Genomic DNA, 25,575 nt, shown 5'->3' on the forward strand with positions numbered 1-25,575 from the left:
ATCCACAGGTATAATATTTTTAAAATATATTCTAGAGAAAACAATATTATCATTTTTTACTTCTTAGAGTAGCTATTTTTTGCTTTAAAAAGTCGATATTTTTTATTTGAAAAATTTTGTTTTCTCTAGACTCTAATTCCTTTAATAAAGCAGAATAATAATAAATAGCACTATCATTTTCTTTTTTAAATTCAAAACAATTTGCTATTCTAAAAAAAGAATCATCTAATGTGGCTTTCTTATAGTAAAAAATAGCGGAATCATATTCTTTTAAATTTTCAAAACAGATGGCTATATCCCTGTGGTTATCATTAGCCTCTATACTGCCTAAGTATACTATATGAATGTTTTTAAAAATAAGTAATGCCTCTTCATATCTTTTTTGATCAAATAAAGCAATCGCTTTATATTTTTTAAATATAGATTCATTTTTATATTTTTTGATCAGTTTATCTGCAAATAATTCAGTTTGAACTGGGTTAATTTCTAATAAGCTATCTAACTTATAAGTATAAACATCTATCTTCTTATGATATCTTTCTTCATCATAATGTTTTGATTTAGAATAGTATGTGTTTTTTTTCAAAGATGTTTTTAATTCTTTATTAAAAATTTTCAAGTTTAAAAAAAACATCCCAGTAAAATTAATGACTGCAAAAAGGATAAAAACTAAAGCAATTATTTTAATAACTTTAAATTTCATTACATCATAAAGTTAAAACCAAAATTATTGAAAGTACAAAAAAGGATGTTCCTAAATATAAGATATTTTTACCGTGTTTTCTATCCGATTCTGAATAAACATAGATTCTTTCTCCATTTGGTAAAGTCTTTTTCTGTGTGAGCAAAATATATCCTATTACATAACCCAAAAAACCACCTAATATAGCACATATATAGCCCACAGCAATCCAAGCTGAATTACTCTTTTCTGGTTTCTTTAATTCGTTAATTCTTTGATTATTTGCCTTTTCAATACTTTCATTGGTAACAGAAACACCTCTCGACTTTAATAAATGTATTGCTAATGCATAATCTAGTTCGCTCCACTCATCTTTCTTAATAACAATATCTATTAGCTCTTTATTACTAAAAGAAAATAAATAATAATCATCTGGTAAAGAGTCGATTAATTGTGAGGCTTGTTTAAAAAGAATTTCGTCTGCCTTTTTAAAATCTTCAGGTTTTATTTTAATTTCATATTCTTCTAATAAAACGCTACTAAAATTAGAATCTAGGGAATTTTTATTTTCAACGTATTCATTTAGAATATTATACTTGCTTAAAAGAGAGGCAATTTCTTTAGCCTGTAAACTATTTGGATATTTTTTATAAGAAACAAATGACATAAAAATTATTCTAATATTTCCTCTAAGACTTTAGCTTCAGTACCACTTGGTAAAGTTATTTTTAACTTTAAAGCAACTGTAGGTGCTATTTGAGTAATCTCTTTTTTATTATATGAAGCACCTGGTTTTATTTTCCATCCATAGAATAATAAAGGCACATGAGTATCATAAGTATAAGGAGAACCATGGGTTGTTCCAGTTGCTCCATATTCTAAATAACCAGGTTTCTCTAGAATAATTAATTCACCATTTTGGATAGGGTCAAAACCTTTTGCGATTGCATTTAAATAGATATCATTTCCAGAATTAGAAAGTATTTCACTATCGGTATATACGCTTCTTATAAAACTTTGCTTATAAATAAACTCTTTAAAACTATTTTTTACCTCTTCCATTTCTAGATTACTTGCTTCAATTATTTCTTTATTGAAAAAAATATTAGAATTAGAATAATTTAAAAGTAAATTTTCACCATATTTTTCTTTAGAAAATGTTTCCAAATCATGGATAAATTTTTTACTATTAATCTGATCAACATTATATTTATTATCTTTTAAATAGGTTACATTTTCAGCACCAGCGTGATCTGCGGTTAAAAAGACTAAATAATTATTTTTTCCTATATTTTTATCTAGGTAATTTAAGAAATCTGCAATTGTTTGATCTAATCTTAAATAAGTATCTTGCAATTCAATAGATCGAGGTCCTAATAAATGTCCTACATAATCAGTTGAAGAAAAACTAACTGTCAGAAAATCGGTAATATTATCTTTTCCTAAATCTTCTTTTTCAATAACTTTCATTGCAAAATCACCTAACAAATTATTTCCAAAAGGTGTAGATCGTAATACACCCGCGTCATTATTTGCATACATATCCTTCATATTGTAAGGAAAGAAAGGTGTCTTTTTATATAATTTACCTTCATAAGGATTATTGTCATTCAAACTTTCATTATAAATTTCTTTTGGTTTAAAAAGACTCCATTCTTTATTTAGGTATTTTTCATAGTTCTTTTCGTTATTAAATTGAGTAACCCAGTCTGGCAGTTTTTCTCCATAGTATGTACTAGAAACAAAAGCTCCTGTTTTGCTATACCAAAAAGCCCAATCTGCAAAATGTCCTGCAGGTAAAATAGCTCCTCTATCTTTAAGACTTATACCTATTACATTTCCTTTAAAGTTAGTTGCCAATTTCAATTCATCCGTTATGGTAGTACTTAATAAATTTTTTGGAGACATTTTTCCTTCATAATCTGTTCCTTCACCTAAAGTAGCTACCTTATCATCATCGGTACAATACATTTCTTTACCAATAGACTTGTTAAACCATGTATTACCTACAATACCGTGTACACTAGGCGTTGTCCCAGTATATATTGAAGCATGACCTGGTCCAGTATAAGTTGGCATGTAATTATAGTGAGTATTATGAAAGGTATATCCATCTTTCATTAAACGTTTGAATCCATTTTCAGAAAAATCTTCAGAAAAACGATATAAATATTCCATTTTCATTTGATCGACCACTATTCCAACAACTAATTTTGGTTTTTCTTGGGCATTAATAGAAGATAAGAATAAAGGAATAAGCAGTAGGAAAAACTTTTTCATGTATTTTTTTAAATTTGAGTGTTTTTATAGTTATTATTTTACAATTTCGAATATATCATAGCAAAAAATATAATCTTCGCTATAAACATACATTTGAGTTTTATTTTTTAAATCTTTTCTAACAATAAAAGATATTTTAAATGGATATCCATCTATGTCTTTACATAAATAAGAGTTGATTTCATCCACTTTAGTTACTTCTTTAGGTAAATATTCTGCAATAGAATAATATTGAATAACATTAGAATAAATTATGATTTTATTTTTATCATAATCTAACTTTACAATAATTTTTACTTTCTCTGGTGTGCTCCATTTTCCCCATTTTCCTTTAGTATCTTTTTGAAGAATCGTTAATGTGGTAGTTTGAAAATTGAATTGCTGAGAAAATGTAAAACCTACTGAAAATAAAGATAGTAGAGTTATAATTTTAAATAGTTTCATCTCTAAAATGTTTATAGTATGTAATTAGGGATATTATTAAGGATTTAAAATAGTAATATTCAAAAAAGTTAAAAAGTATTATTCTGAATTTCTTGTTTGGCCATTGTAAACTCTTTGATTATTTCATCTATAATAACTTCAACTGGTAAAATTTCATGAATAATTCCAGCAATTTGACCTATCTCCAATTCACCTTCGTTTAAATCTCCTTCAAACATACCTTTTTTTGCTCTTGCTCTACCAAGATGCGATTTTAAATCGTCTACAGAAGGACATTTGCTATATAATTCTTGAAGATCATTGAAAAATTTATTCTTGATTAAACGCACAGGTGCTAGCTCTTTCAATGTTAACATCGTATCACCTTCTTTGGTTTCTAATATTGTCTTTTTGAAATTATCATGAGCACTAGATTCTGTTGAAGCTGCAAAACGACTTCCCATTTGTACTCCATCTGCACCTAGTACCATTGCTGCTAGCATTCCTCTTCCTGTTGCTATACCTCCAGCTGCAATTAATGGAATAGTAAGCTGTTCTTTAACCATAGGGATTAAGGTTAACGTAGTAGTTTCTTCTCTTCCATTATGCCCTCCAGCTTCAAAACCTTCAGCGACAATTGCATCTACACCAGCTTCTTGTGCTTTTAAAGCAAATTTAGAACTACTTACAACATGAACCACAGTTATTCCTTTTTCTTTTAGAAAAGATGTCCATGTTTTTGGATTACCAGCTGAAGTAAAAACAATTTTAACGTCTTCATCTATTATTATTTGCATAATCTCCTCAATATTAGGATATAACATAGGAACATTTACGCCAAAAGGTTTATTCGTTGCTTTTTTACATTTTTGGATATGTTCTCTTAAAACATCTGGATACATAGATCCAGCACCTATTAAACCTAAACCACCTGCATTACTAACTGCACTGGCCAATTTATAACCACTATTCCAAATCATTCCACCTTGAACAATTGGATATTGTATATCGAAAAGTTGTGTAATTCTATTCATTACTGCTTGATTAATTTCCCCTGCAAGTTAGCATTATTAGCAGAAAAATCATAGACATAAATTCCAGGAGCAAGGTTTTCTAATGAGATTTTTTCTTCATTTTGCCAAACTATTAAATCCAATACTTTCTGTCCCAAACTATTATATAATTTAATTTCTCCTCTATCTAAATAATTTCCTTTAATATATAAGAAATTATCAACAGGATTAGGGTAAAAAGTAACATTCTCATTTACTAAAGATGTTACATTTAAAGCATTGTTAAGAGCTAATTGAAAATCGGGAATACCAAAACCTTTTAAATTATCGGGGTTATTAAATTGGTCCGCAGACTCTTTTACAAATTGAATGACTTCAGCTGCTGTTAAATTAGGAAGAGCTGACCAAAAAGTCGTAACCATACCTGCTAAAATAGGACTTGAAAAGGAAGTTCCATTTGCTGTAGTTATTGTTCCTGCTGTATTGCTTACAGTAGCACTTTGTCCTCTAGCACAAACGTCTGGTTTGATTCTACCATCATAAGAAGGACCTATGGAACTAAAACTGACATAACCTTCTGTACTATTTACTGCTCCAACTGTTAATATATTATCTGCGTCAGCAGGTATGCCGATATGTGGTTCTGCGTTATTTCCTTCATTACCTGCACTTACAACACAAACAATTCCTTTTGACATTGCTATAGCAGCACCTCTGGAAGCAAAACCTATTTGACCGTTTCGCTGTGAATAAGAATAGCTGTAACTTGGTTCATCATATGTACCATAACCTAAAGATGAATTTACTACATCGACACCTAAGCTATCAGCCATTTCAAGAGCTTCTACCCAATACGATTCTTCTACAGGGTTTTCAGAACTAACATCTTCTGTAATAAATAAATAATAAGCTGCATCAGGTGCAGTACCTATTAGTTGTCCATCCACATATCCTCCCATGGTAGAAAGTACATTGGTACCATGAGAATTTCTTACATAGAAATTAGAACTTCTATCAGGAAAATTATATCCTCCTAAGATTAAATTATTATCTCTCAATCTCTGAAATGGTGAAGCTGTATTTACCCCTGGAAAACCAGCATCTAGAACAGCAATAACCTTTCCTTGACCCGTATAATCTTGTTGATGTAATAAATGCCCATTTAACATTTGGATTTGATTACTTGAATTTCCATAATTAAAATTTGCCATCACTTCAAAAGATTCATTATTTCTATTATAAGTTGAGGAAACAACTTTTCTATTAATAGGATTTAAACTATGATTAGCAAATTGCACATGATCTACAAATGACAACGCTGTTAATGCTTGAATATCAGACTGATTACCTCTTATGTGCAATGCATTCAACCATTTTGATTTAGCCATCACTGTTATACCGCTTGAACCTTCTATTTGTGCAATATAAGTTGAAGAAATAGGTATATCTTTTACTTCTAAAGCTATATTTTGTGTTGTTCTTCTATCTATTGCCCTTTGTGTAAGCATTTCCAATGGATTTGCTGTATAATAAACTTCGTCAGGTTTATCAGTAAAATAAACCCAAGCATCTTCTTGTGCTAAAGAAAAAAGAGATAACAATAAAAATAAAAAAGTAGCTGTTATTTTCATGAATTTGATAATTTCTATTCAAATATATGAATTTCTGACTTTTAGCTAATTAAATTACTGAAAAATATAAGAAAACGCCATAAGCTATTAATAACAATATACCTTCTTTTAAACTAAGACTTCCTCGCTTTGGTAAAATTACCATTGGCAACAAAATAAAAGCGAATCCTAACATCCAATAAATATCTTGATTAATTATTTGAACATCTACTTTATCAATAGGAGATATTATAGCTGTTACACCTAAAACACTTAAAATATTAAAAATATTGGAACCAATAATATTACCAATAGATATATCATTTTCTTTTTTAATAGCCGCTATAATGGAAGAAGCTAATTCTGGAATACTTGTACCAATTGATACTACCGTTATAGCAATAATTCTTTTACTTACACCTAAATTAGTGGCTAAATTAACAGCACCCTCAACTAATAATTCTGAACCACCCCATAAAGCAAATGCTCCTAAAAGTAAAAAAATAATTATTTTAAAATAGGATAGAGGTTCTTCTTTATCAATTTCTTCTATATCTACTTGCACTTTTTTATTATTTCTAATTAATATAATTAAAAAAACGATAAGCAATACAATAAAGATAAATCCATCAATTCTAGTTAACCCACCATCAATAATTAAGAAAACGAATAGTAAAATGGAAGCAATCATTTTAGTTGGCCAGTCAGTTATATAAAAACTTTTATCAACTTGTATGGCATTAATTAATAATACGACTCCTAATACTAAACCAATATTACCAATATTAGAACCAATTATGTTACCTAAAGCAATATCTGGAAATCCATTCATAGCCGCTTTTACACTAACAATCATTTCAGGTGCAGAAGTAGCAAAGGAAACTACAGTTAAACCGACAATTATTTTTGAAATATTTAATCGATAGGATATACCTACAGAGGATTTTAATAACCAATCGCCACCTAAGACTAATAAAATTAGTCCACCTATAATATACAATATGTTTTCCATAAAAAATTAAGAGATTACACCACTACCTAATACTTCTTCTCCATTATGCCAAGCTACAAACTGACCTTCGGTAATTGCAGATTGAGGTTCTTCAAACACAACATACATTCCAGTATCAAATTGATGCAATGTTGCTTTTTGCAAAGGTTGTCTGTAGCGAATTCTAGCCATAACTTCCATATTTTTATTGGGTTGCAAAGCTAAATCTTCACGAATCCAATGAATTTCATCCTTTTTAATAAAAAGTGCTTTTTTAAACAATCCTGGATGATTTGCCCCTTGACCCGTATAAATAATATTCTTTTCTACATCCGTTTCAATAACATATAAACCTTCTTTCGTACCGCCTACATTCAAGCCTTTTCTTTGCCCTTTTGTAAAATAATGCGCTCCTTGATGTTTACCAACTGTTTTTCCAATTTCGTTAGAATAATCTCGATTTCTAGATTCAAAAGCAAAAAGTTCTTCATCCGAATGAAATTCTGGAACTGTCTCATTAAAAATAGATGCTTCCTCAGGTACTTCAATAATGATTCCTTCTTTAGGTTGCAATTGTTGTTGCAAAAATTCAGGCAAACGTACTTTACCTATGAAACAAAGTCCCTGAGAATCTTTTTTCTCGGCTGTAATTAAGTCGAGTTTGGCAGCTATTTCACGAACTTGCGGTTTTGTTAATTCACCTATTGGAAATAAAGCTTTTGATAATTGGTCTTGTGATAATTGACATAAGAAATACGATTGGTCTTTATTATCATCTTTACCCGCTAGTAACTGATATATTTCCTGTCCATTTTTTTGTATAATACCTTTTCTACAATAATGACCTGTAGCTACAAAATCTGCACCTAAAGAAAGCGCAATTTTCATAAATACATCAAATTTTATTTCTCGATTACACAAAACATCAGGATTAGGAGTCCTTCCCTGTTCATATTCCTTAAACATATAATCCACTATCTTTTCTTTATATTGTTCAGATAGATCAACAGTTTGAAATGGAATTCCTAATTTTTCAGCAACTAAAAGCGCGTCATTACTATCTTCTAACCATGGACATTCATTAGATATTGTAACTGAATCATCGTGCCAATTTTTCATAAAAAGACCAATGACTTCATAACCTTGTTCTTGTAATAAATAAGCGGCTACACTAGAATCAACTCCTCCAGATAAACCTACTACTACTCTTTTCATTTTATTCTACTTTATTTTTTGGCTTTAGATCTGTGGGTGCCATCTTTCCCTCTTTATTCTTTTCTAAATGAAATGTTTTTCTAGTTTCCTTTGATATTTTTTCTTTGGAAATTAACTTACCATTTTCATATGTCTCCCAATAGCCCCATTTTCGATCATTTTTATATTGACCTTTCAAATTAATAGTTCCTTTTCCATCATAATACAAAGCTGGACCATCTAATTTACCATTCTTATAGTTATAATCCTCTAAAATAGTTTCATTTTCAGCATACTTTTTATAATTACCATCTAATTTACCTTTTATATAATTTGACACCTCTGCTAAAGAACCATCTTTATAAAATACTTTTCTAACACCATTTAATTTACCTTGCTTGTAATTTTCTACAGACATTAATTGGTCACTATCAAAATGATAGTATTTCCATTCACCTTGAGGTAATTTGTCAACCAGCAGTCCTTCACTAACTTTTTTTCCATTTTGGTGATAAAAAACAGCATAACATGAGCCGTCTCCTTTGGAAAAGTCTCTTGTAGCTATTATTGTACCTGCTTTTGTATCGTCAAAATATTTAAAAACTCCTATTTCTTTTCCGTGATTGAAATTCCCTTCATATCGAGGTCTTTTTGAAACATCATGTGTTCCTTTCCACAAACCATGTCTTTTTCCATTAGTATCCAACTGATTAATTGTTTCTTGACTATAGATCGCAAAATAGTTCAAAAACAATAACTGTAAAATAAAAAATAATTTCATCTGTTTATTAATAATATATTATGACTACTATTTTTTTAATAATTAATTAAACGTTTTTTAATTGAACGTTAAATTTCTAATTTTTAGTATATATCCTACCTGTTTTTGTTTAAACTTTTTTAAATTTGCTTAAACAATAAAATAAATTACTATGAAAAACTTTGCAAAATTAATCAAATTAACTTTAATCGCTACTACATTAGTAACGATGTTTTCATGTTCTGATGACGATACTATTGTAACCCCCATTAATAATAGCATTGTAGGTGTTACATCTAGAAATTCTCAATTTTCAACTTTAGTAACTGCATTAGATAAAGCAGGATTAGTACAAACATTAGACTAAAATGGTCCTTTTACAGTTTTTGCTCCAACAAACGATGCGTTTGAAGATTTTTTAAGCGATAATGGATTTGCTAATCTGGATGCAGTTCCTGTTGCAACACTTAAAGAAATTCTTTTAAATCATGTCGTAATGGGGACTAATTTATCTTCATCTCTTTCAACAGGATACGTAAAATCATTAGGCAAAGGTGAAGCATCTTCAACTAACACATTAAGCTTGTTTATCAACAAGACTACCAATGTAAAAATTAATGGTGTTGCTACTGTAACATCAGCTGATATTTTAGCTACAAATGGAGTTATTCATCAAGTTGATACTGTACTTGGTCTAGCAAATATTGCAGATCATGCGGTTGCTAATCCAGCTTTATCTACATTAACTAATCTATTATCTCAACAAAGTCTTGTTCCTGTATTATCTGGTCAAACTAATGCTCCTTTTACTGTTTTTGCTCCAAGTAATACCGCTTTTACAACATTTGAAAATGAAAACCCTGGAACTTTAGCCAGTTTAACTTCAGAACAAGTAACTTCAGTTTTAACCTACCATGTGATTTCAGGAGCTAATGTATTGTCGAATGCAATACCTTCTGGCCCAATAACAACATTAGAAAGCGGTACACTTAGCATTACGGGTACCACAATTACTGATGAAGTTTCAAGAGAAACGCAGATTGAAACATCTCTTGTAGATATACAAACTAGCAATGGTATAATCCATGTTATTAATAATGTAATTCTTCCTCAATTATAACAAATAGAATAGAGCATTTTAAAAATCCTGACTAGTCAATAATTAGTTGGGATTTTTATATTATTGTTTTTCCTAATTCTTCAGCTCTTTTATTGGCTCCAAAAATCCCTTCTTTAATGGATTCTAACAGACTATTTTGATTAAAAACAGCTAATGCCGCTTCAGTAGTTCCTTTTTTGGACGCTACTTTGTTGATCCATTCTTCATGTGACAAATTGCTTCTATTTTGCAACTGTACAGCACCGATAAAGGTTTGGTTAACCAAAAACTCTGCTTCGGATTTTGAAAAACCTAAATCGATAGCCGCCTGAATCATTGCGTTCATAAAGTAAAAAACGTAAGCCGGTCCACTACCTGAAACTGCAGTTGTGGCATTTAACATCGATTCTTTATCTATATAAATGGACTTTCCAGTGGTATTGATTAAATTTTGAATAATAAATAATTCTTTGCGATCTACGTTTTGCGATGCACAAAAAACGGTCATTCCTAAACCTATTTGTGTGGGAATATTAGGCATGGAACGAATTACTTTTTCGCATTCTAATTTGTCTTGTATAATTTGAATAGGAATACCTGCCATTACAGACAATATAAGATGCTCTTTATGCACAAATGGTTTAATTTCTTTAGCTAAAGATTCGAAATCTTGTGGTTTAACAGCTATAATAATAATATCAACTTCAAATAATTTTGAATGAGGTTTAGTATGAAAATTAGTTTGAGCTATTGTAAAAGTATTTTTATTTTCAATACTACTTCTGTTTAAAACTTGTATGTCTGTTGCAGCAATAAATCTCGAACTAACAAAGCTGCTTGCATAGGTCTGCCCCATATTTCCATAACCTATAATCAATGTTTTCATGTTGAATTGTTTTTAATAATTTTAATAAAACTTGTCTTATCTTCTAAAGATATTAGGTATTTATTTGTAAAAAAACTTAAGCAAAATTTATCACAATTTTATACATTTTGTTGAAAAAAAAATCCCTATTTATAAAAATAGGGATTTGAATAAAAGAGTACAGTGACTTATTTTTTCTTTTGAGCTTCCGCTTGTTCCATCATTTCCCTCATCTTTCTTTGGAACTTACTTTCTGTTTTGGGTTTAGATTTATTTTCTTGTATTTGAGCATGAATTTTATCTTCTTTTACAATATAATTTTTGATTACCAACATAATTCCAATAGTAATTAAGTTAGAAATAAAATAATATAATGATAATCCAGAAGCATAATTATTAAAGAAAAATAACATCATTAATGGGGAAATATAAATCATTATCTTCATTATTTTACCCATATCAGGCATACCTTCCTGTGTAGGTGCACTCATCTGTTGATCTCCTGTTGTCATTCTCATATAAAAGAAGATGGCAATAGATGCTAAAATTGGGAACAAACTTACATGACTTCCATATAAAGGAATGTGGAAAGGTAATTCATAAATACTATCATATGATGACAAATCATTAGCCCATAAGAAACTTTTTTGTCTCAAATCAAACATCGATGGAAAGAATTGAAATAAGGCATAGAAAACAGGCATTTGCATTAAAGCGGGTAAACAACCTGCCATAGGATTAACACCTGCTTTAGAATACAATTTCATAGTTTCCTGTTGTTTCTTCATTGCATTGTCTTTGTATTTCTCATTCAATTCTGCAATTTCAGGACGAAGTACTTTCATTTTAGCCTGTGAAACATACGATTTATAAGTTACAGGAGACATTACTAACCTTACTAATATAGTAAAGAAAATAATTGCTAAACCATAGCCTATTCCAAGACTTGAAATGAAACCAAAAACTGGAATAAAAATATAGCGGTTTATCCAACCAAAAATCCCCCATCCTAGAGGCATTATTTCATCTAAATTTTTATCATATTTATTTAAAATTTGATACTTAGCTGGACCATAATACCAATTCATATTATAATTTATAGCGCCATTTTTAACCTCCAACGGTACTTGTGCAATAAAATTTTTAGTAAAGACAGTATCTTTTTCCTCATCGTCAACTAAGTTGTCTGATGTGAATTTTGCTGTTTTAAAAGGTGTATCCGTTAATAATACAGAAGTAAACATATGTTGTTTAAAAGCAATATAAGTTACTTCTTCAGCGGTATCTTCCGAATCTCTACCTGCATTTAAATAATCATCTTTTCCACCTTCATATTCAAAAACGAGTTCAGTATATCTATTTTCATAAGAAATACTTTTCTCATTTCTATATGTTTTTAATTGCCATTCTAAATCTACTGGTTTTGATGTATTGATAACATTTTCTAATCCTTGAGAACGGATAGAAAAATCCAACATATACTCACCTGGCTTTAACACATAGCGATACTCTAAAAATTGATTCGGACCCGCTTTCAATTGCATTGTCAATACTTGATTGTCACCTTCGTTAGAAACTTTTGGTTCAAAAAACAAATTTGAAGTGTGTAGTAAACGGTTGTCAGTAGTATTTAAAGCTAAATCGAATTTAGCATTATTATCTTTGATAATTTGAACTGGTAGATTTGATTCTTTTTGAAATTTATCATACCCTAAAATAGTAGCATCTACTATATAACCTCCTTTATTAGCAATTTTTAAAGAGAGTACATCATTTTTTATTTCAGTAACAGTTTCTTTTGCAGATGGTAGCGTAGCTGAATAAGCAAATGTTCCTAAAGCCGCTTTCGCTTTTTCTTGTGAAATAGAATCGGTTGCAATAGCAGTATTTGTTACTGAATTTACAACATTTTTCTTGGCTTCTACTTCTTGTTTAGCCTTTTCAATTTTTTCTTTTTCCTTTAGTTCTTCAGGTGTGGGTTGATTTGAATACATCATCCACATTAAAATACCAGAAATTAATACAAATCCAATAATTGATTTAAAATCTAACTTTTTTTCTTCCATTTACCTATTAGTGTTCAGTGTTCAATTAAATTGAACGGTTTATTTACTTTTATTTTCAACAGCTGCTTTCACAAAACTCACAAATAGAGGGTGTGGATTAGCAACAGTGCTTTTATATTCTGGATGATATTGAACACCAATAAAGAAAGGATGATTTTTAATTTCCACCACTTCAACTAACCCAGTATCAGGGTTAATTCCTGATGCAATTAAACCAGCTTCTTCTATTTGGTTCAAATACTTTCCATTAAATTCATAACGATGACGGTGACGTTCCATTATATCGGTTGCTCCATATATTTGATTAGCCAACGTATTTTCTTTTAAATGACATTTCCACGCTCCTAAACGCATGGTTCCACCCATATCTTTAATATTTTTTTGCTCCTCCATCAAATTGATTACAGGATGTGAGGTACTATCATTCATTTCCGTGGAATTTGCGTCTTTATATCCTAATATGTTTCGCGCAAATTCAATAACAGCCATTTGCATTCCTAAACAAATTCCCAAGAATGGGATATTATTTTCTCTAGCAAAACGAACGGTATCTATCTTTCCTTCGATACCTCTATTTCCAAAACCAGGTGCAACTAGTATGCCATCTAATCCTTTTAAGTGTTTTTCTGCCGTTTTGACATCTAAATGTTCCGAATGGATAGAAATTACATTTACCTTAGTTTCATTGGCAGCACCAGCATGTATAAATGCCTCTAGAATAGATTTATAGGAATCTTGCAATTCTACATATTTCCCAACTAGTCCAATATTTACTTCATGTTTTGGATTTTTATGTTTTTGTAAAAACTCATTCCATTGTTTTAAATCGGGATTATTTTTTTCAGGTAATCCTAATTTTTGCAAAGTTACTTTATCTAAGCCTTCTTCTAACATTAAATTAGGAACGTCATAAATAGTAGAAGCATCAATAGATTGAATAACTGCTTCTTTTTTAACATTACAAAATAAAGCCAATTTCTGACGTAAATCGTCTGACAATTCATGTTCGGTTCTACAAACTAAAATATCAGCTTTAATACCACTTTCCATTAAAGTCTTTACTGAATGTTGTGTCGGTTTTGTTTTTAATTCGCCAGCAGCAGCAAGGTAAGGTACTAATGTTAGATGAATTACAATTCCATTTTCATCTCCTAATTCCCATAATAATTGACGAACCGATTCAATATAAGGTAATGATTCAATATCACCAACCGTACCTCCTATTTCTGTAATTACTATGTCAAAATTACCACTTTGACCTAATAATTGCATTCTCGATTTGATTTCGTTAGTAATGTGTGGAACAACTTGGACTGTTTTTCCTAGAAATTCACCTCTTCGTTCTTTTTCAATTACTGATAAATAGACTCTACCTGTAGTTACATTATTGGCTTGTGATGTGGGTACATTTAAAAAACGTTCATAATGTCCTAAATCCAAATCTGTTTCTGCTCCGTCATCGGTTACATAACATTCTCCATGTTCATAAGGATTTAATGTTCCCGGATCGACATTAATGTAAGGGTCAAACTTTTGAATGGTCGTTCGATACCCTCTTGCTTGTAGCAATTTAGCTAGAGAAGCTGCTATAATACCTTTCCCTAGGGAAGAAGTAACACCTCCAGTAACAAAAATATACTTCGTTTGATTCATTGTGTTGTGGTTTGTTGTTGTAGTTGTTTAAAAAACTTGGCAAAAATACGATTAAATTTATGAAATAGACAATTAACTATATGTAAAATTTATTTTTTAATAGAATGGCAAAAGACCTAAGATATATAACAAAATAAACGTTATAGGACAATTTATTTTGTAGTAATAATTTAATGTTTTATTTCCATTTTCTTAACCTAATAAAGTTTAACATAAAAAATCTTATTTTTAAATTAAAATATGTTAAAAAATTAACTTTTTTTTATATATTTGATTCACTAACAATTAAAACTATTACTATGGAAGTTTCAAAATTAAACAGATTTTTAGGCATTTTTATTGATGGAATAGTTGCCTATATAATACCTGGGATTTTAGCATTTGTTGCCGGAGCAACAGAAATGTACTGGTTAATCACATTAAGTTATGTACTTTTAATTGCATATTATTTATTAAGAGATGCTTTGTTTGGAGGGCAAAGTATTGGAAAAAAAGTAATGAAATACAAAGCTGTTAAAGAAGATGGAACTTCTTTAAGTGGTGATTATGTAACTAGTATTATGAGAAATATTACGCTACTTATTCCTTTAGTTGATGCGATTTTAGTTTTAATTGACAAACCAAGATTAGGTGATAATATAGCAAAAACAAAAGTAGTTAATGCATAAGAAATAAGATTCTAGTATAAAATAAAAAAATAGAGTTCCATAATTGGAGCTCTATTTTTTTGGAAAATTTCTTCTAATATTTCGAATCATTTCTTCTAAACCGTTCAATTTTAATTCGTAAACCAATTGCAATTGTTCTCCTAATTGTCCTTTAGGAAATCCTTTATTAGCATACCAAACAATATAATACTCAGGTAAATCGATTAAATACCAATCTTTATATTTTCCGAATGGCATTTTTGTATGAGCTAATTTTATAAGTTGTTCGTTTGGTGTCAATATTAGTTGTTAGTTGTTAGTTGTTAGTTGTTAGTTGTTAGTTGTTAGTTGTTAGTTGTTAGAAAGGTAAAAACTTAAATTAATTTGGAATAAATTTTTTGTAATTCTTTTTCCAATAGTTCTCTATAAATTCCCATTTATCTCCATAATATTCAACTTCATGTTCGATATATTCTAACTCCATTTTTTTATTCTCTTTCACTTTTGAAATTATAATACCATTCCTTTCTTCACCATCACAACCTCTTCCTGAAATATTTCCAATCTTGAAGCATTCAAAATTTTGGATGTAAAATAAATCACTATCCCAATTAACATCAGCACAACCTGAACGATGATAGGAATAATAATAGTCTGAACCTTTAATTTTTATAGCACTTGGAAAGTTATCAAAATTTTTAACCAGTTTAAAGCTTGCATTGTTCGTATCATACAAAAGCAAATCATTTATTCCCGGAACATTAGTTATATAATCAATTTGAATGTCCATAAATCCATCTTCATTGAAATCTTTGATTTCATATCCACTAGTTAATCCTTCATGTTTGTAAAGCGTATCATGGTTTGAGTCAAAAAGAATAAAATTACAATCGTGAATACTCTTATCTTTCCAAAAATGAGTATCTAATCTTTTAAGATAAAATTTGTTAGTATCAAACACTATAGAATCAAAACTAAGCAGAGCGGAATCTATTTCTGAAGTTTCTAGCTCATTAAGTAAAGCTGCATTGGTAATTTCAATTTTATCCTCACCCTCTATTTGCTTTTCATTTTTACAAGAAAAAAAAATCATTAAAAGTATCAGTATAAAACTTCTAATGATTGTGTTGTATGCCATATTTAAACGTGAATTTATTTCCAATTAAAAGTGACTTCTTTTTCAATATCGGGATGCAAACTCAATAAGACAGGACAAGTCATGGCTGCTCTTTCTAAAATCGTTTTATTTTTATCTGTAGTTGCAATTGACATATTCAATTCAATAATAATTTTAGCAATTCTTCTAGGTTCAGCTTGCATAATTTTGGTTACTAAAATTGTAGAATCTTTTAAATCGATGTCTAAATCTTTTGTTTTTATTGCCATAATTGACACCATACAACTTCCTAATGCAGTTGCTACTAAATCGGTTGGGGAAAAAGCTTCACCTTTTCCATGATTGTCTGTTGGTGCATCGGTTAAAATTTCAGTTCCCGATTGAAGATGAATACAAGTGGTTCTTAATTCACCTGCATAAGTTATTTTTGAAGTTGGCATATTATTTATTCTGCTTGTTTTATAGAAAAATCTGTGTCGTAATACAATAAATAAATTCCATTATTAATAATATTACCATTGTAATTTATATAATCGAAACTATTTTCATAATATTCGGTTTTCTCATTTTTAACCGAATTAGAATAACCTTGATCTTGACAAATTCTTAAAAGAGTATCAAATGTTACATCAAAACCTTTTGCAGCTGCATTGCTTGGTAAAGTACCGTTTTGTTTTTTATATATATTAGAAAACTTATTGCTTTCATCTGTTTGTACTTCTCTTCTAGTCGAAGGAAACAACATTTTCAATTCTGTTAAATTAGTCATTGGAATTTCCTCAAAATCAAGTGTATCATATAATTTCAGAACTACAAGTTGAATATCGTATTCCACTTGCAATTTTTTCAAGAAATTTGTTACCCCTAAAATTTGTGCAGTGGTTTCTGATTCTAAAATTACAAAGTTCTTCTTTCCTTTTTGCAAAAACATTTTTAACTGATCTGTATCTACAGATCCTTTTGCTGTATAGCTTGGAAATTTAACATCTGGATACCTTGCTTCTAAAAATTCTTTTGTTGAGCCTTTTTTAGTACTTACTACTGCCACAACATTTCCATTATTTTGTTTAAAATAATCAAATAATTTTTTCACCATAAGTTCCTCTGAAGGTACAGCATTATATAGATTAGGTAACTTCATACCTACTTCTTTTGATAAAGGAGAAATTACAGGAATACTATCTTTTAGCAAAAATTCAGCTGTTTTTTCTGCATGCGAATTCTGAAAAGGACCAATAACAGCATCTACTTTAGAAAAATCATTATCTGAAATTAGTTTAGCAATGTTTGATGTTGTTCTTGAACTTTCAACATCTAATATTTTTACATTTACTGGTAGCCCAAGCACTTTTGCCGAATCAATAGCCATCATGGCACCAGAATAAAATTCTAAAGATAAATTTAAAAGAGGATTATCTTTTAATGCTTGTTTAGACAATGAAGTATTTGGATCTACTTTCCCTAAATTGAAAGGTAATAATAAAACTAAGTTTCTTTTTTTCTTATTATTAATAGTTTCAGTTAGACTAACTAACTTCTTTTGTTTTGTGACAACCGTATCTTTCTTAGGATTTGAAACAATTGCATTATTAGTTATTTGAGGTGCTACTGTAGTATTTACTCTGGTAGAATTAGGTAATTTTAATACCATCCCTTCTTTTAATCCATCTTTTAATAAATCAGGATTAAGAGCTGTTAATTCATCTAAAGTTACATTTAATTCTTTAGTTAAACTATATAAAGTTTGCTTTGGTTTTACGGTATAAAATTTAGCTTGATTATTAACTTCTGTAACCGTTTTTTCTGATTTCTTTTTTAAAGTTAGGATTGAACCAACTTTTAAGCCCTCTTTAGCATCTGGATTTTGGTTAACTATATCTTCTATTGAAATATCATATTTTTTTGATATACCATATAAAGTTTCTTGTGGTTGTACTTTATGAGAAAAAGTTGCTACAGAATTTTTTGTACTTTGAATTTCAACATAGCTATCTACTGGTAGTTGCTCCTTTCCTACAATTATTTCTTGTCCTTTTTTCAATCCGTCTTTTAACAACTCAGCATTCCATTCTTGCAGTTGGTCAACTGTAACTTCATAATCTCTAGCAATACTATATAAGGTTTCTTTAGCCTTAACTTCGTGAATAATATTTTTAGTTTCTAAATTACTTTTTATCCCTGCACTTCCTTTAGGAATCAACAATACAGTTCCTACTTCCACTCCATTCTTTGCATCTGGATTTAGTCTAAATATATCAAAAGGAGTAACTTGATATTTTTTTGCAATTTGGTAGATTGTTTCTCCTTTTTCAACATTATGTCTTAAATAATTATCTTGCTTTGTTTTTGCAGCACATGATGTAAAAACAAAGAATAAAATTAAAAGCTTAATAATTTTCATAACTTAATTTTATGTTGTTATAAAATAACAAATAGTTTTAGAATTTATTATAAGTATAGTCAAATTTTATTCCAATTTTACTTCGACTATTTTTGCATTTTCATACAAAGGTAAACTTTCTTTTGTTTTAATAGCAAACAATGCTTCTTCAAACAATTTAAATTTATTGGTATAAACACAATAAGTAAACGTATTTATATCATAGAAAAAGCTCGTTTTTAATTCACCTTGATCTGATAAAACCCTAGCAAATTCATCTCTTTCATTTTGATCCTTAGTTACTTTTAAAACGATATAAAAACCATCCTCAACTTGTTTAAGATTTGTAATTCTTTCAATTGCTGGTTGTTTCTCATTACTAAAATTACTAGCTTTAATTTTTGCTCTGATTTCTTCTAAAGAAACGGGTTTTTCATCTTCTTGAATAATATTCTTTTCTTTCTTAATATTATTTTGGTAACGCACTAATTTTTGCAATGCTAAACGGTCATCATATTCTCTTGCAGATGCACTGTAAAAAGTTGCTTTTTCTATTCTTTTTGTTATAATATATTCTTTTTCCTTTTCGATAGTAGCCATTTTAAAAAACAAAGATTCATTTGTTCTATCACTATCTTCATGCAAGGCTTTAATTTTAGCGATTTGCTCTTGTTCCGCTTTATTTTGTGCTTCTATAGCCGTCATAGATTTATTACGTTTTTTTAACTCTTGATCTTGAGCAACGTTTACTCGCTGTACTTTATTCATTAATGCAACATAATTTTTTCTAGACTCATTTAAATCTTTTTTCAATTGAATAATTAACTTACTCGTTTCTATACGATTGGCTTGTGTTTCTTTTTGTAATTTTCTATATTCTTCTACATCTAAATGAGAATTTTTCAGTTTCTCTAAATCTTCATACATATTACCCACTAAAGAATCTAATTTTGAAGTTAAAACATCTTGAATATTTTTATTAGAGGCTAAAATGAGTTTCAATTTATCAACTGAACTCCCTTTGGAATTATCAATCTCTTTCAAATCGACATCAACAGAATTCATCTTTATAATTTTTTGATTCATTTGTTGTTGCACAATCAATCGATCTTCAAGGTCTTCAATTTTTGCATTTTGAGCTTTATTTTTTTCTATTACTGCATCTTTTTCAGCAATAGCATTCATTAATTCATCTGAAATATCTTGCGGACTAATTCCTTCTTTATTTACGGCTAAAACTGTACCAACAGCGAATCGATTGATAATTTCAGGGTTTTGGATTTCCAATTGCTTTATACTAATATTATACAATTTAGAAACAGAATATTTTGTCTCACCTGCTTTTACTTTATGAAAAATAGTTTCTTCATTAATAATTCTAGATTTTCCATCTACTGTCTTTTTACGAGTGGGGATAACTAATACTTGCCCTGTTTTTAAGCCTTCCTTTAGATTTTCTTGATTTAAATTTTCTAAATCTTGGACAGAAACATTATACATTTTTGCAATTCCAAATAAAGTTTCTTGTGCCTGTACAGTATGGTTAGGGATATTTTTAGCATTTATCTTTTTCAATTCATCTTGAGATAAAGGTATTGCAATTTCCTGACCTATTGAGAGGCTAGCTATATCTACTGAAGGGTTAACTTTTTTTATTTCATCAACTGTAATATTGAATTTTTTAGAAATTGAGTATAAGGTTTCTTTTGGTTGTACCTTATACGTTTTAGTTTTAATTTCTTGAGCAAAAAGCAAATGAGTACACGCAAATAAAATTAAAAGGTATTTCATGAATAGTTTGTTTGTTTTTTTTAAATTAAAGAGTCGTTACAAAGTTATTTATTGTAACGACTTTTCAAAGCTTTTTTGTTAAAATTATCTAAATGTTATCCACATTATTCCCATTCTATAGTTGCAGGTGGCTTAGAACTGATATCGTAAACTACTCTATTTACGCCTTTTACTTTGTTGATAATTTCATTAGACGTTTTCATTAGAAATTCATAAGGTAAGTGTACCCAATCAGCTGTCATACCGTCTGTAGATTCAACAGCTCGTAAGGCAACCACCTTTTCATAAGTACGTTCGTCTCCCATAACACCTACACTATTTACTGGAAGTAAAATAGCACCCGCTTGCCAAACTTTATCATATAAACCATGCTCTTTTAGTCCATTAATAAAAATAGCATCCACTTCTTGAAGAATAGCTACTTTTTCAGGAGTAATATCACCTAAAATACGAATGGCTAAACCAGGTCCAGGAAAAGGATGACGTCCTAATAATTCGGGATCGATTCCTAATGTTGCTCCTACTCTTCTTACTTCATCTTTAAACAACATTCGTAAAGGCTCTACGATTTTTAATTTCATAAAATCGGGTAATCCACCTACGTTGTGATGCGATTTAATAGTCGCTGATGGTCCACCTGTTGCAGAAACAGATTCGATTACGTCTGGGTAAATCGTTCCTTGTCCTAAATATTTTACATCTGTTAATAAATGGGCTTCATCATCAAATACTTCTATAAAGGCATTTCCGATAGCTTTACGCTTTGCTTCTGGATCATCTAAACCAGACAAAGCATCATAAAAACGTTGAGAAGCATCTACACCTTTTACATTTAGCCCCATATCTTTGTATTGATCTAACACACTTTGGAACTCATTTTTACGTAACAATCCGTTATTCACAAAAATGCAATATAAGTTGTCACCTATTGCTTTATTTAGTAAAACTGCAGCTACCGTAGAATCTACACCTCCAGAAAGACCTAAAACCACTTTGTCATTTCCAATTTTTTCTTTCATTTCAGCAACAATTTCTTCTACGAAAGCATTTGGTGTAAAGTTTTGAGGCACCTCTGCAATTTTTACCAAGAAGTTTTCTAGCATTTGTTTTCCATCTGTCGAATGATATACTTCTGGATGAAATTGAATCGCATAAGTGGTTTCCCCTTCAATTTTATAAGCTGCATTTTCTACATCTTTGGTACTTGCTAAGCGAATAGCATTTGTTGGCAACGCTTTAATTGTATCGGAATGACTCATCCAAACCTGACTTCCAGTAGAAACACCTTCTAAAAAAAGTTCGTTTTCTTTTATATACGAAAGATTCGCCCTACCATATTCTCTAATATTAGAGGGCGCAACTTCTCCACCCGAAAAATGAGCTAAATATTGTGCGCCATAACAAACCGCTAACAAAGGCTTTTTACCTCTAATTTCGGATAAATCAGGATGAGGCGCATCAGCTGCACGAACTGAAAACGGACTTCCAGAAAGAATAACCGCTTTATAACTATCTAAATCTTTAGGAGGATTGTTATAAGGAAAAATTTCACAAAAAATATTTAATTCTCTTACTCTTCTTGCGATTAATTGGGTGTATTGAGAACCAAAATCTAAAATTAATACGTTGTGTTGCATTGTTTTTAAGTTAGAAGTTAGAATTTAGAAGTAGTGATTTACTTTCAAAATACAACTCGTTTATATTTAAAATTGTTGTTGTTATAGATTTCAAAAATGTAATATTACCATTTGTAAAGATTTAGTTTTCATAAATCAAACCTTTTTGTGAAGGCTCTTTTAAATTTAAATAAAAAACTGAAATGGGTTCTTCATCTGAAACTTTCCCATCATTATTTACATCGAAAATAGCATTAATGTATAAGTAATCATTAAATGGATCAAAATCAGCGCCTATAACAGAATAATTTTTAGGTACAATTAGACTTTTATTATTTCCATCTTGATCAAAAAAATAAAATCTTCTCAAATCATTCGTATTGATAAACTTATCTTTATTTGTATCTTCATCATAAGCAGATATCATATAAAACTTCCTATGAACAGGTTGAAAACTAAGAGTATCTTTTGCCGTCGAAGGATAGTAGCAAGTTTTTATTAAAACAGGCTTATCAAAAAGATTCTTTCCTTTATTTTCGGTATGATTATAATGAAAAATATTGACTAGATTATAGCCATATAAGGCTGTAAATCCAGGTATAAGATTATCCCAATGGTTTCCTTTTTGTTGTTCATTATCATAAGAATAATTGAAATAAAATCCATTAGAACCCGTAAAATAAACGTTATCCTTTTTATTGTAATTTAACTTATATAAAGGTGAAATACGGATAGAAGCATCGGTAGTTAATAGCATGCCTTTTGATTTTACCTTAAAATCTAAAGAATCTTTTTTTATAAGGTTTTGAGCATCTTTAGAATCAACAACTTCTTCTACTTGCAATCCTTTTTTATCTAATTCATTGGAATGATTACAACTAAGTAAAAAAAGTAAGCATACTAAAAAAAAGACTCTATTCATATACTAATATTCAAAAGTTCCGTATTCACTTGTAATGGTTAGTTTTTTTGACTCAGAAGCTTCCACTCTACCTATAATTTGAGCATCAATTTGAAATGATTTTGAAATGGCAATAATATCTTGAGCAATTGCTTCTGGTACATAAATTTCCATTCGGTGTCCACAATTGAAAACTTGATACATTTCTTTCCAATTCGTTTTAGATTGTTCTTGAATCAATTGAAATAAAGGAGGAACAGAAAACAAATTGTCTTTTATAACGTGAACGTTATCCACAAAATGAAGGATTTTCGTTTGTGCACCACCACTACAATGCACCATTCCGTGAATGGCATCTGACTTGTATTTAGATAAGATTTTCTTGATTACTGGAGCATACGTTCTGGTAGGTGATAAAACTAGTTTTCCAGCATCAATCGGACTGTTGGTAACGGCATCGGTCAATTGGGTGTTACCCGAATAAACCAATTCATTTGGTACAGCAGCATCAAAACTTTCCGGATATTTTTCAGCTAAGTATTTGGCAAAAACATCATGACGAGCCGAAGTTAATCCATTACTTCCCATACCTCCATTGTATTCTTTCTCATAGCTTGCTTGACCAAAAGAAGCCAATCCTACAATTACATCACCGGGTTGAATATTCGCGTTATCAATTACGTCCTTACGCTTCATTCGAGCGGTAACTGTTGAATCTACAATTATGGTACGCACTAAATCACCTACATCAGCCGTTTCGCCGCCTGTAGAATGAATAACGACACCATGTTCTTTTAAATCCTGAATTAATTCTTCGGTTCCATTAATGATAGCCGATAAGACTTCACCAGGAATGATACTTTTATTTCTACCTATAGTAGAAGATAACAAAATATTATCGGTTGCTCCTACACATAATAAATCATCAATATTCATGATTAAAGCGTCTTGTGCAATGCCTTTCCACACCGAAATATCACCTGTTTCTTTCCAATACATATAAGCTAAAGACGATTTTGTTCCTGCACCATCTGCATGCATTATGATACAATAGTCTTCATCATTGGTAAGATAATCTGGAATAATTTTACAGAAAGCTTTTGGAAACAATCCTTTGTCAATGTTTTTGATGGCATTATGCACATCTTCCTTAGAAGCAGAAACTCCTCTAAGATTGTAGCGTTGGCTCGTATCAGAACTCATTAAAAAAGTAGTTTGTTGTGTTGTGCGACAAAGATAGTTTTTTAAATTTTAATTCTAAAATTTGAGTTTAAAAAAGGATTAAATTTTTACAACAAAAACACCTTCTTCATACTGGGATTGATTTTGAGGGAACAAAACATTTGAAATATGAAAAGAAGTGTAACATTCTTCTACTTGGGAAGATACATTATATTTTAAAAATATTTGTTCTGTTTCCATAGTATTGGGGTTATTCAAAGTGACTTTCAATTCTATATTATTCGCATTGATAGTAGTTTTAGGAAGAATATGAATAATATTAGTTCCTTCTACAAATTCAAAAGGAATTTCTGTATCAATAACATCAGTTACAGTAATATTTGCACTTAAAAAAGTACCGTTTTGAAAAACATTTTCACTAGTATTTTCATCTATAACTTCAATAAAAAAAGAAGCGGGTGTAGGCTGATTTCCTTCAATACATTTATCTGAACAACTTATAAAAAAAAGGCTTATAAAAGTTACAATAACAAAAATGTTTTTTTTCATTTATTATTTAAATTTATTTACTTAAAATTTCAATTTCAACTCTTCTATTTGCTGCAGCTTGTTCTTCATTTGCTTCAGGAATAGGATAAATAGGATGATTAATTCCAAAACCCGTTACGGATACTCTTGTTAATTCAATTCCTTTTGCTGCAAGGAATCGTCTCACCTGTTTTGCTCTCTCTAAAGATAATTTTCTTCGATCACTGCTTACACAGCATATATGTCCTTGAATTTCAATTTTTAAAGTCGGATTATTTTGCATCACAAATAGCAAATCGTTTAGTGCCTCATTTGATTCTGGTGTAATAGCAAACGTATTTTGATAAAAATTAATATTTTTCAATATTATTTTAGTTCCTTTTTTTGCTAACTTAATTTTCTCATGAAGGGGAAGATTTTCATCAATTGGTTCCTCTTTTATACCTAAAATTTCATTCTCCTTATCTAAATCTTTTTCTAAGATATAAAATAGGGTGGCTTTTCTATTTTCTGCTTTATTTTCCGATTGTTTAAATTTTTCACCGAAACTTCTCGTTTTAAAGTCTTCTCTAATACTTACTTTATTTAATAAATAATTAGTAATAAAATCGACTCTTTTTTGAGCTAAAGAATCGTTATATTCAGTTGTGCCTACTTCATCCGTATACCCATTTATGGCAACTATTTTCGATTTATTGTTCTGTTTTATCCATTCTTGTAAGCGGTATAATTCCTTATTTGTTAATTCAGACTTATTACTTTCAAAATAAACAGAGA

General features: G+C 29.8%; 24 protein-coding genes and 1 pseudogene. 3 read left to right on the forward strand and 22 right to left on the reverse strand.

Annotated features, from left to right (window positions below):
• Positions 1 to 49: 49 nt before the first annotated feature.
• The 9 genes from HALO113_RS04255 to HALO113_RS04295 all read right to left on the reverse strand — a co-directional run bounded on the left by HALO113_RS04255 (position 50) and on the right by HALO113_RS04295 (position 8,974).
• Positions 50 to 703, reverse strand: a complete 654-nt coding sequence (locus tag HALO113_RS04255) for a tol-pal system YbgF family protein (protein ID WP_159777844.1) — start codon at positions 701 to 703, stop codon at positions 50 to 52.
• A gap of 4 nt (positions 704 to 707) precedes the next feature.
• Positions 708 to 1,349 carry a hypothetical protein gene (locus HALO113_RS04260; protein ID WP_159777845.1) on the reverse strand — a complete coding sequence of 214 codons (642 nt, stop codon included), beginning with the start codon at positions 1,347 to 1,349 and terminating at the stop codon, positions 708 to 710.
• A gap of 5 nt (positions 1,350 to 1,354) precedes the next feature.
• On the reverse strand, positions 1,355 to 2,962 hold the full coding sequence (gene pafA, locus HALO113_RS04265; RefSeq protein ID WP_159777846.1) for an alkaline phosphatase PafA: 1,608 nt from the start codon (positions 2,960 to 2,962) through the stop codon (positions 1,355 to 1,357).
• Between the two features lie 33 nt (positions 2,963 to 2,995).
• Complete coding sequence (locus HALO113_RS04270; protein ID WP_159777847.1) at positions 2,996 to 3,406, reverse strand: hypothetical protein; 411 nt, start codon at positions 3,404 to 3,406, stop codon at positions 2,996 to 2,998.
• Between the two features lie 68 nt (positions 3,407 to 3,474).
• The gene (locus HALO113_RS04275) at positions 3,475 to 4,419 is read right to left on the reverse strand and encodes a nitronate monooxygenase family protein (RefSeq protein WP_159777848.1); all 945 of its coding nucleotides are present in this window, start codon (positions 4,417 to 4,419) and stop codon (positions 3,475 to 3,477) included.
• Positions 4,419 to 6,029, reverse strand: a complete 1,611-nt coding sequence (locus HALO113_RS04280) for a S8 family serine peptidase (protein WP_159777849.1) — start codon at positions 6,027 to 6,029, stop codon at positions 4,419 to 4,421. Before HALO113_RS04280 ends, HALO113_RS04275 begins: the two co-directional genes overlap by 1 nt.
• Positions 6,030 to 6,078: 49 nt before the next feature.
• Positions 6,079 to 7,020 carry a calcium/sodium antiporter gene (locus HALO113_RS04285; RefSeq protein WP_159777850.1) on the reverse strand — a complete coding sequence of 314 codons (942 nt, stop codon included), beginning with the start codon at positions 7,018 to 7,020 and terminating at the stop codon, positions 6,079 to 6,081.
• Between the two features lie 6 nt (positions 7,021 to 7,026).
• On the reverse strand, positions 7,027 to 8,214 hold the full coding sequence (gene mnmA / locus HALO113_RS04290) for a tRNA 2-thiouridine(34) synthase MnmA (RefSeq protein ID WP_159777851.1): 1,188 nt from the start codon (positions 8,212 to 8,214) through the stop codon (positions 7,027 to 7,029).
• Position 8,215: 1 nt separating this feature from the next.
• Complete coding sequence (locus tag HALO113_RS04295) at positions 8,216 to 8,974, reverse strand: toxin-antitoxin system YwqK family antitoxin (RefSeq protein WP_201297568.1); 759 nt, start codon at positions 8,972 to 8,974, stop codon at positions 8,216 to 8,218.
• A gap of 151 nt (positions 8,975 to 9,125) precedes the next feature.
• Between HALO113_RS04295 and HALO113_RS04300 the strand changes: the two genes are divergently transcribed.
• Together HALO113_RS04300 and HALO113_RS04305 are read left to right on the forward strand one after the other, a co-directional pair.
• Positions 9,126 to 9,320, forward strand: coding sequence for a hypothetical protein (locus tag HALO113_RS04300; RefSeq protein ID WP_236554589.1), 195 nt, complete (start codon positions 9,126 to 9,128; stop codon positions 9,318 to 9,320).
• 15 nt (positions 9,321 to 9,335) lie between these two features.
• Positions 9,336 to 10,073 (forward strand): annotated as a pseudogene (locus tag HALO113_RS04305) (fasciclin domain-containing protein); the annotation flags it as partial.
• Between the two features lie 55 nt (positions 10,074 to 10,128).
• Here HALO113_RS04305 and proC read toward each other — a convergent pair.
• The 3 genes from proC to HALO113_RS04320 form a co-directional block, all read right to left on the reverse strand.
• Entirely contained in the window at positions 10,129 to 10,938 is an 810-nt protein-coding gene (gene proC / locus HALO113_RS04310) for a pyrroline-5-carboxylate reductase (protein ID WP_159777852.1), read from the reverse strand.
• A gap of 167 nt (positions 10,939 to 11,105) precedes the next feature.
• Positions 11,106 to 12,983, reverse strand: coding sequence for a membrane protein insertase YidC (gene yidC / locus HALO113_RS04315; protein WP_159777853.1), 1,878 nt, complete (start codon positions 12,981 to 12,983; stop codon positions 11,106 to 11,108).
• Between the two features lie 39 nt (positions 12,984 to 13,022).
• Positions 13,023 to 14,636 (reverse strand): CTP synthase, encoded by a 1,614-nt coding sequence (locus HALO113_RS04320; RefSeq protein WP_159777854.1) that lies wholly within the window; start codon positions 14,634 to 14,636, stop codon positions 13,023 to 13,025.
• Between the two features lie 299 nt (positions 14,637 to 14,935).
• Here HALO113_RS04320 and HALO113_RS04325 point away from each other — a divergent pair, with 299 nt between their 5' ends.
• Complete coding sequence (locus HALO113_RS04325) at positions 14,936 to 15,304, forward strand: RDD family protein (RefSeq protein WP_159777855.1); 369 nt, start codon at positions 14,936 to 14,938, stop codon at positions 15,302 to 15,304.
• Positions 15,305 to 15,355: 51 nt separating this feature from the next.
• On the opposite strand, the gene HALO113_RS04330 is transcribed toward HALO113_RS04325, so the two are convergent.
• From HALO113_RS04330 to HALO113_RS04375, 10 genes are all read right to left on the reverse strand, one after another.
• Entirely contained in the window at positions 15,356 to 15,583 is a 228-nt protein-coding gene (locus HALO113_RS04330; protein ID WP_159777856.1) for a DUF3820 family protein, read from the reverse strand.
• A gap of 79 nt (positions 15,584 to 15,662) precedes the next feature.
• Positions 15,663 to 16,421: a hypothetical protein gene (locus HALO113_RS04335; RefSeq protein WP_159777857.1), complete on the reverse strand. Its 759-nt coding sequence runs from the start codon at positions 16,419 to 16,421 to the stop codon at positions 15,663 to 15,665.
• A 14-nt stretch (positions 16,422 to 16,435) separates the two neighbouring features.
• Complete coding sequence (locus tag HALO113_RS04340) at positions 16,436 to 16,840, reverse strand: OsmC family protein (protein ID WP_159777858.1); 405 nt, start codon at positions 16,838 to 16,840, stop codon at positions 16,436 to 16,438.
• A 5-nt stretch (positions 16,841 to 16,845) separates the two neighbouring features.
• Positions 16,846 to 18,801: a LysM peptidoglycan-binding domain-containing protein gene (locus tag HALO113_RS04345; protein ID WP_159777859.1), complete on the reverse strand. Its 1,956-nt coding sequence runs from the start codon at positions 18,799 to 18,801 to the stop codon at positions 16,846 to 16,848.
• Positions 18,802 to 18,867: 66 nt separating this feature from the next.
• A complete protein-coding gene (locus tag HALO113_RS04350; protein ID WP_159777860.1) occupies positions 18,868 to 20,571 on the reverse strand; it encodes a LysM domain-containing protein in 1,704 nt (567 codons plus the stop codon).
• Positions 20,572 to 20,675: 104 nt separating this feature from the next.
• Positions 20,676 to 22,208 carry a glutamine-hydrolyzing GMP synthase gene (gene guaA / locus HALO113_RS04355; protein WP_159777861.1) on the reverse strand — a complete coding sequence of 511 codons (1,533 nt, stop codon included), beginning with the start codon at positions 22,206 to 22,208 and terminating at the stop codon, positions 20,676 to 20,678.
• A gap of 121 nt (positions 22,209 to 22,329) precedes the next feature.
• A complete protein-coding gene (locus tag HALO113_RS04360; RefSeq protein WP_159777862.1) occupies positions 22,330 to 23,109 on the reverse strand; it encodes a hypothetical protein in 780 nt (259 codons plus the stop codon).
• Between the two features lie 3 nt (positions 23,110 to 23,112).
• The gene (locus HALO113_RS04365; protein WP_159777863.1) at positions 23,113 to 24,291 is read right to left on the reverse strand and encodes an AIR synthase related protein; all 1,179 of its coding nucleotides are present in this window, start codon (positions 24,289 to 24,291) and stop codon (positions 23,113 to 23,115) included.
• A gap of 78 nt (positions 24,292 to 24,369) precedes the next feature.
• Positions 24,370 to 24,819: a hypothetical protein gene (locus HALO113_RS04370; RefSeq protein ID WP_159777864.1), complete on the reverse strand. Its 450-nt coding sequence runs from the start codon at positions 24,817 to 24,819 to the stop codon at positions 24,370 to 24,372.
• A 13-nt stretch (positions 24,820 to 24,832) separates the two neighbouring features.
• Positions 24,833 to 25,575: OmpA family protein (locus tag HALO113_RS04375; RefSeq protein WP_159777865.1), on the reverse strand; the 743-nt coding region annotated here is incomplete at its 5' end.

Source organism: Flavobacterium sp. 9AF, assembly GCF_902506265.1.
Taxonomy (GTDB): domain Bacteria; phylum Bacteroidota; class Bacteroidia; order Flavobacteriales; family Flavobacteriaceae; genus Flavobacterium.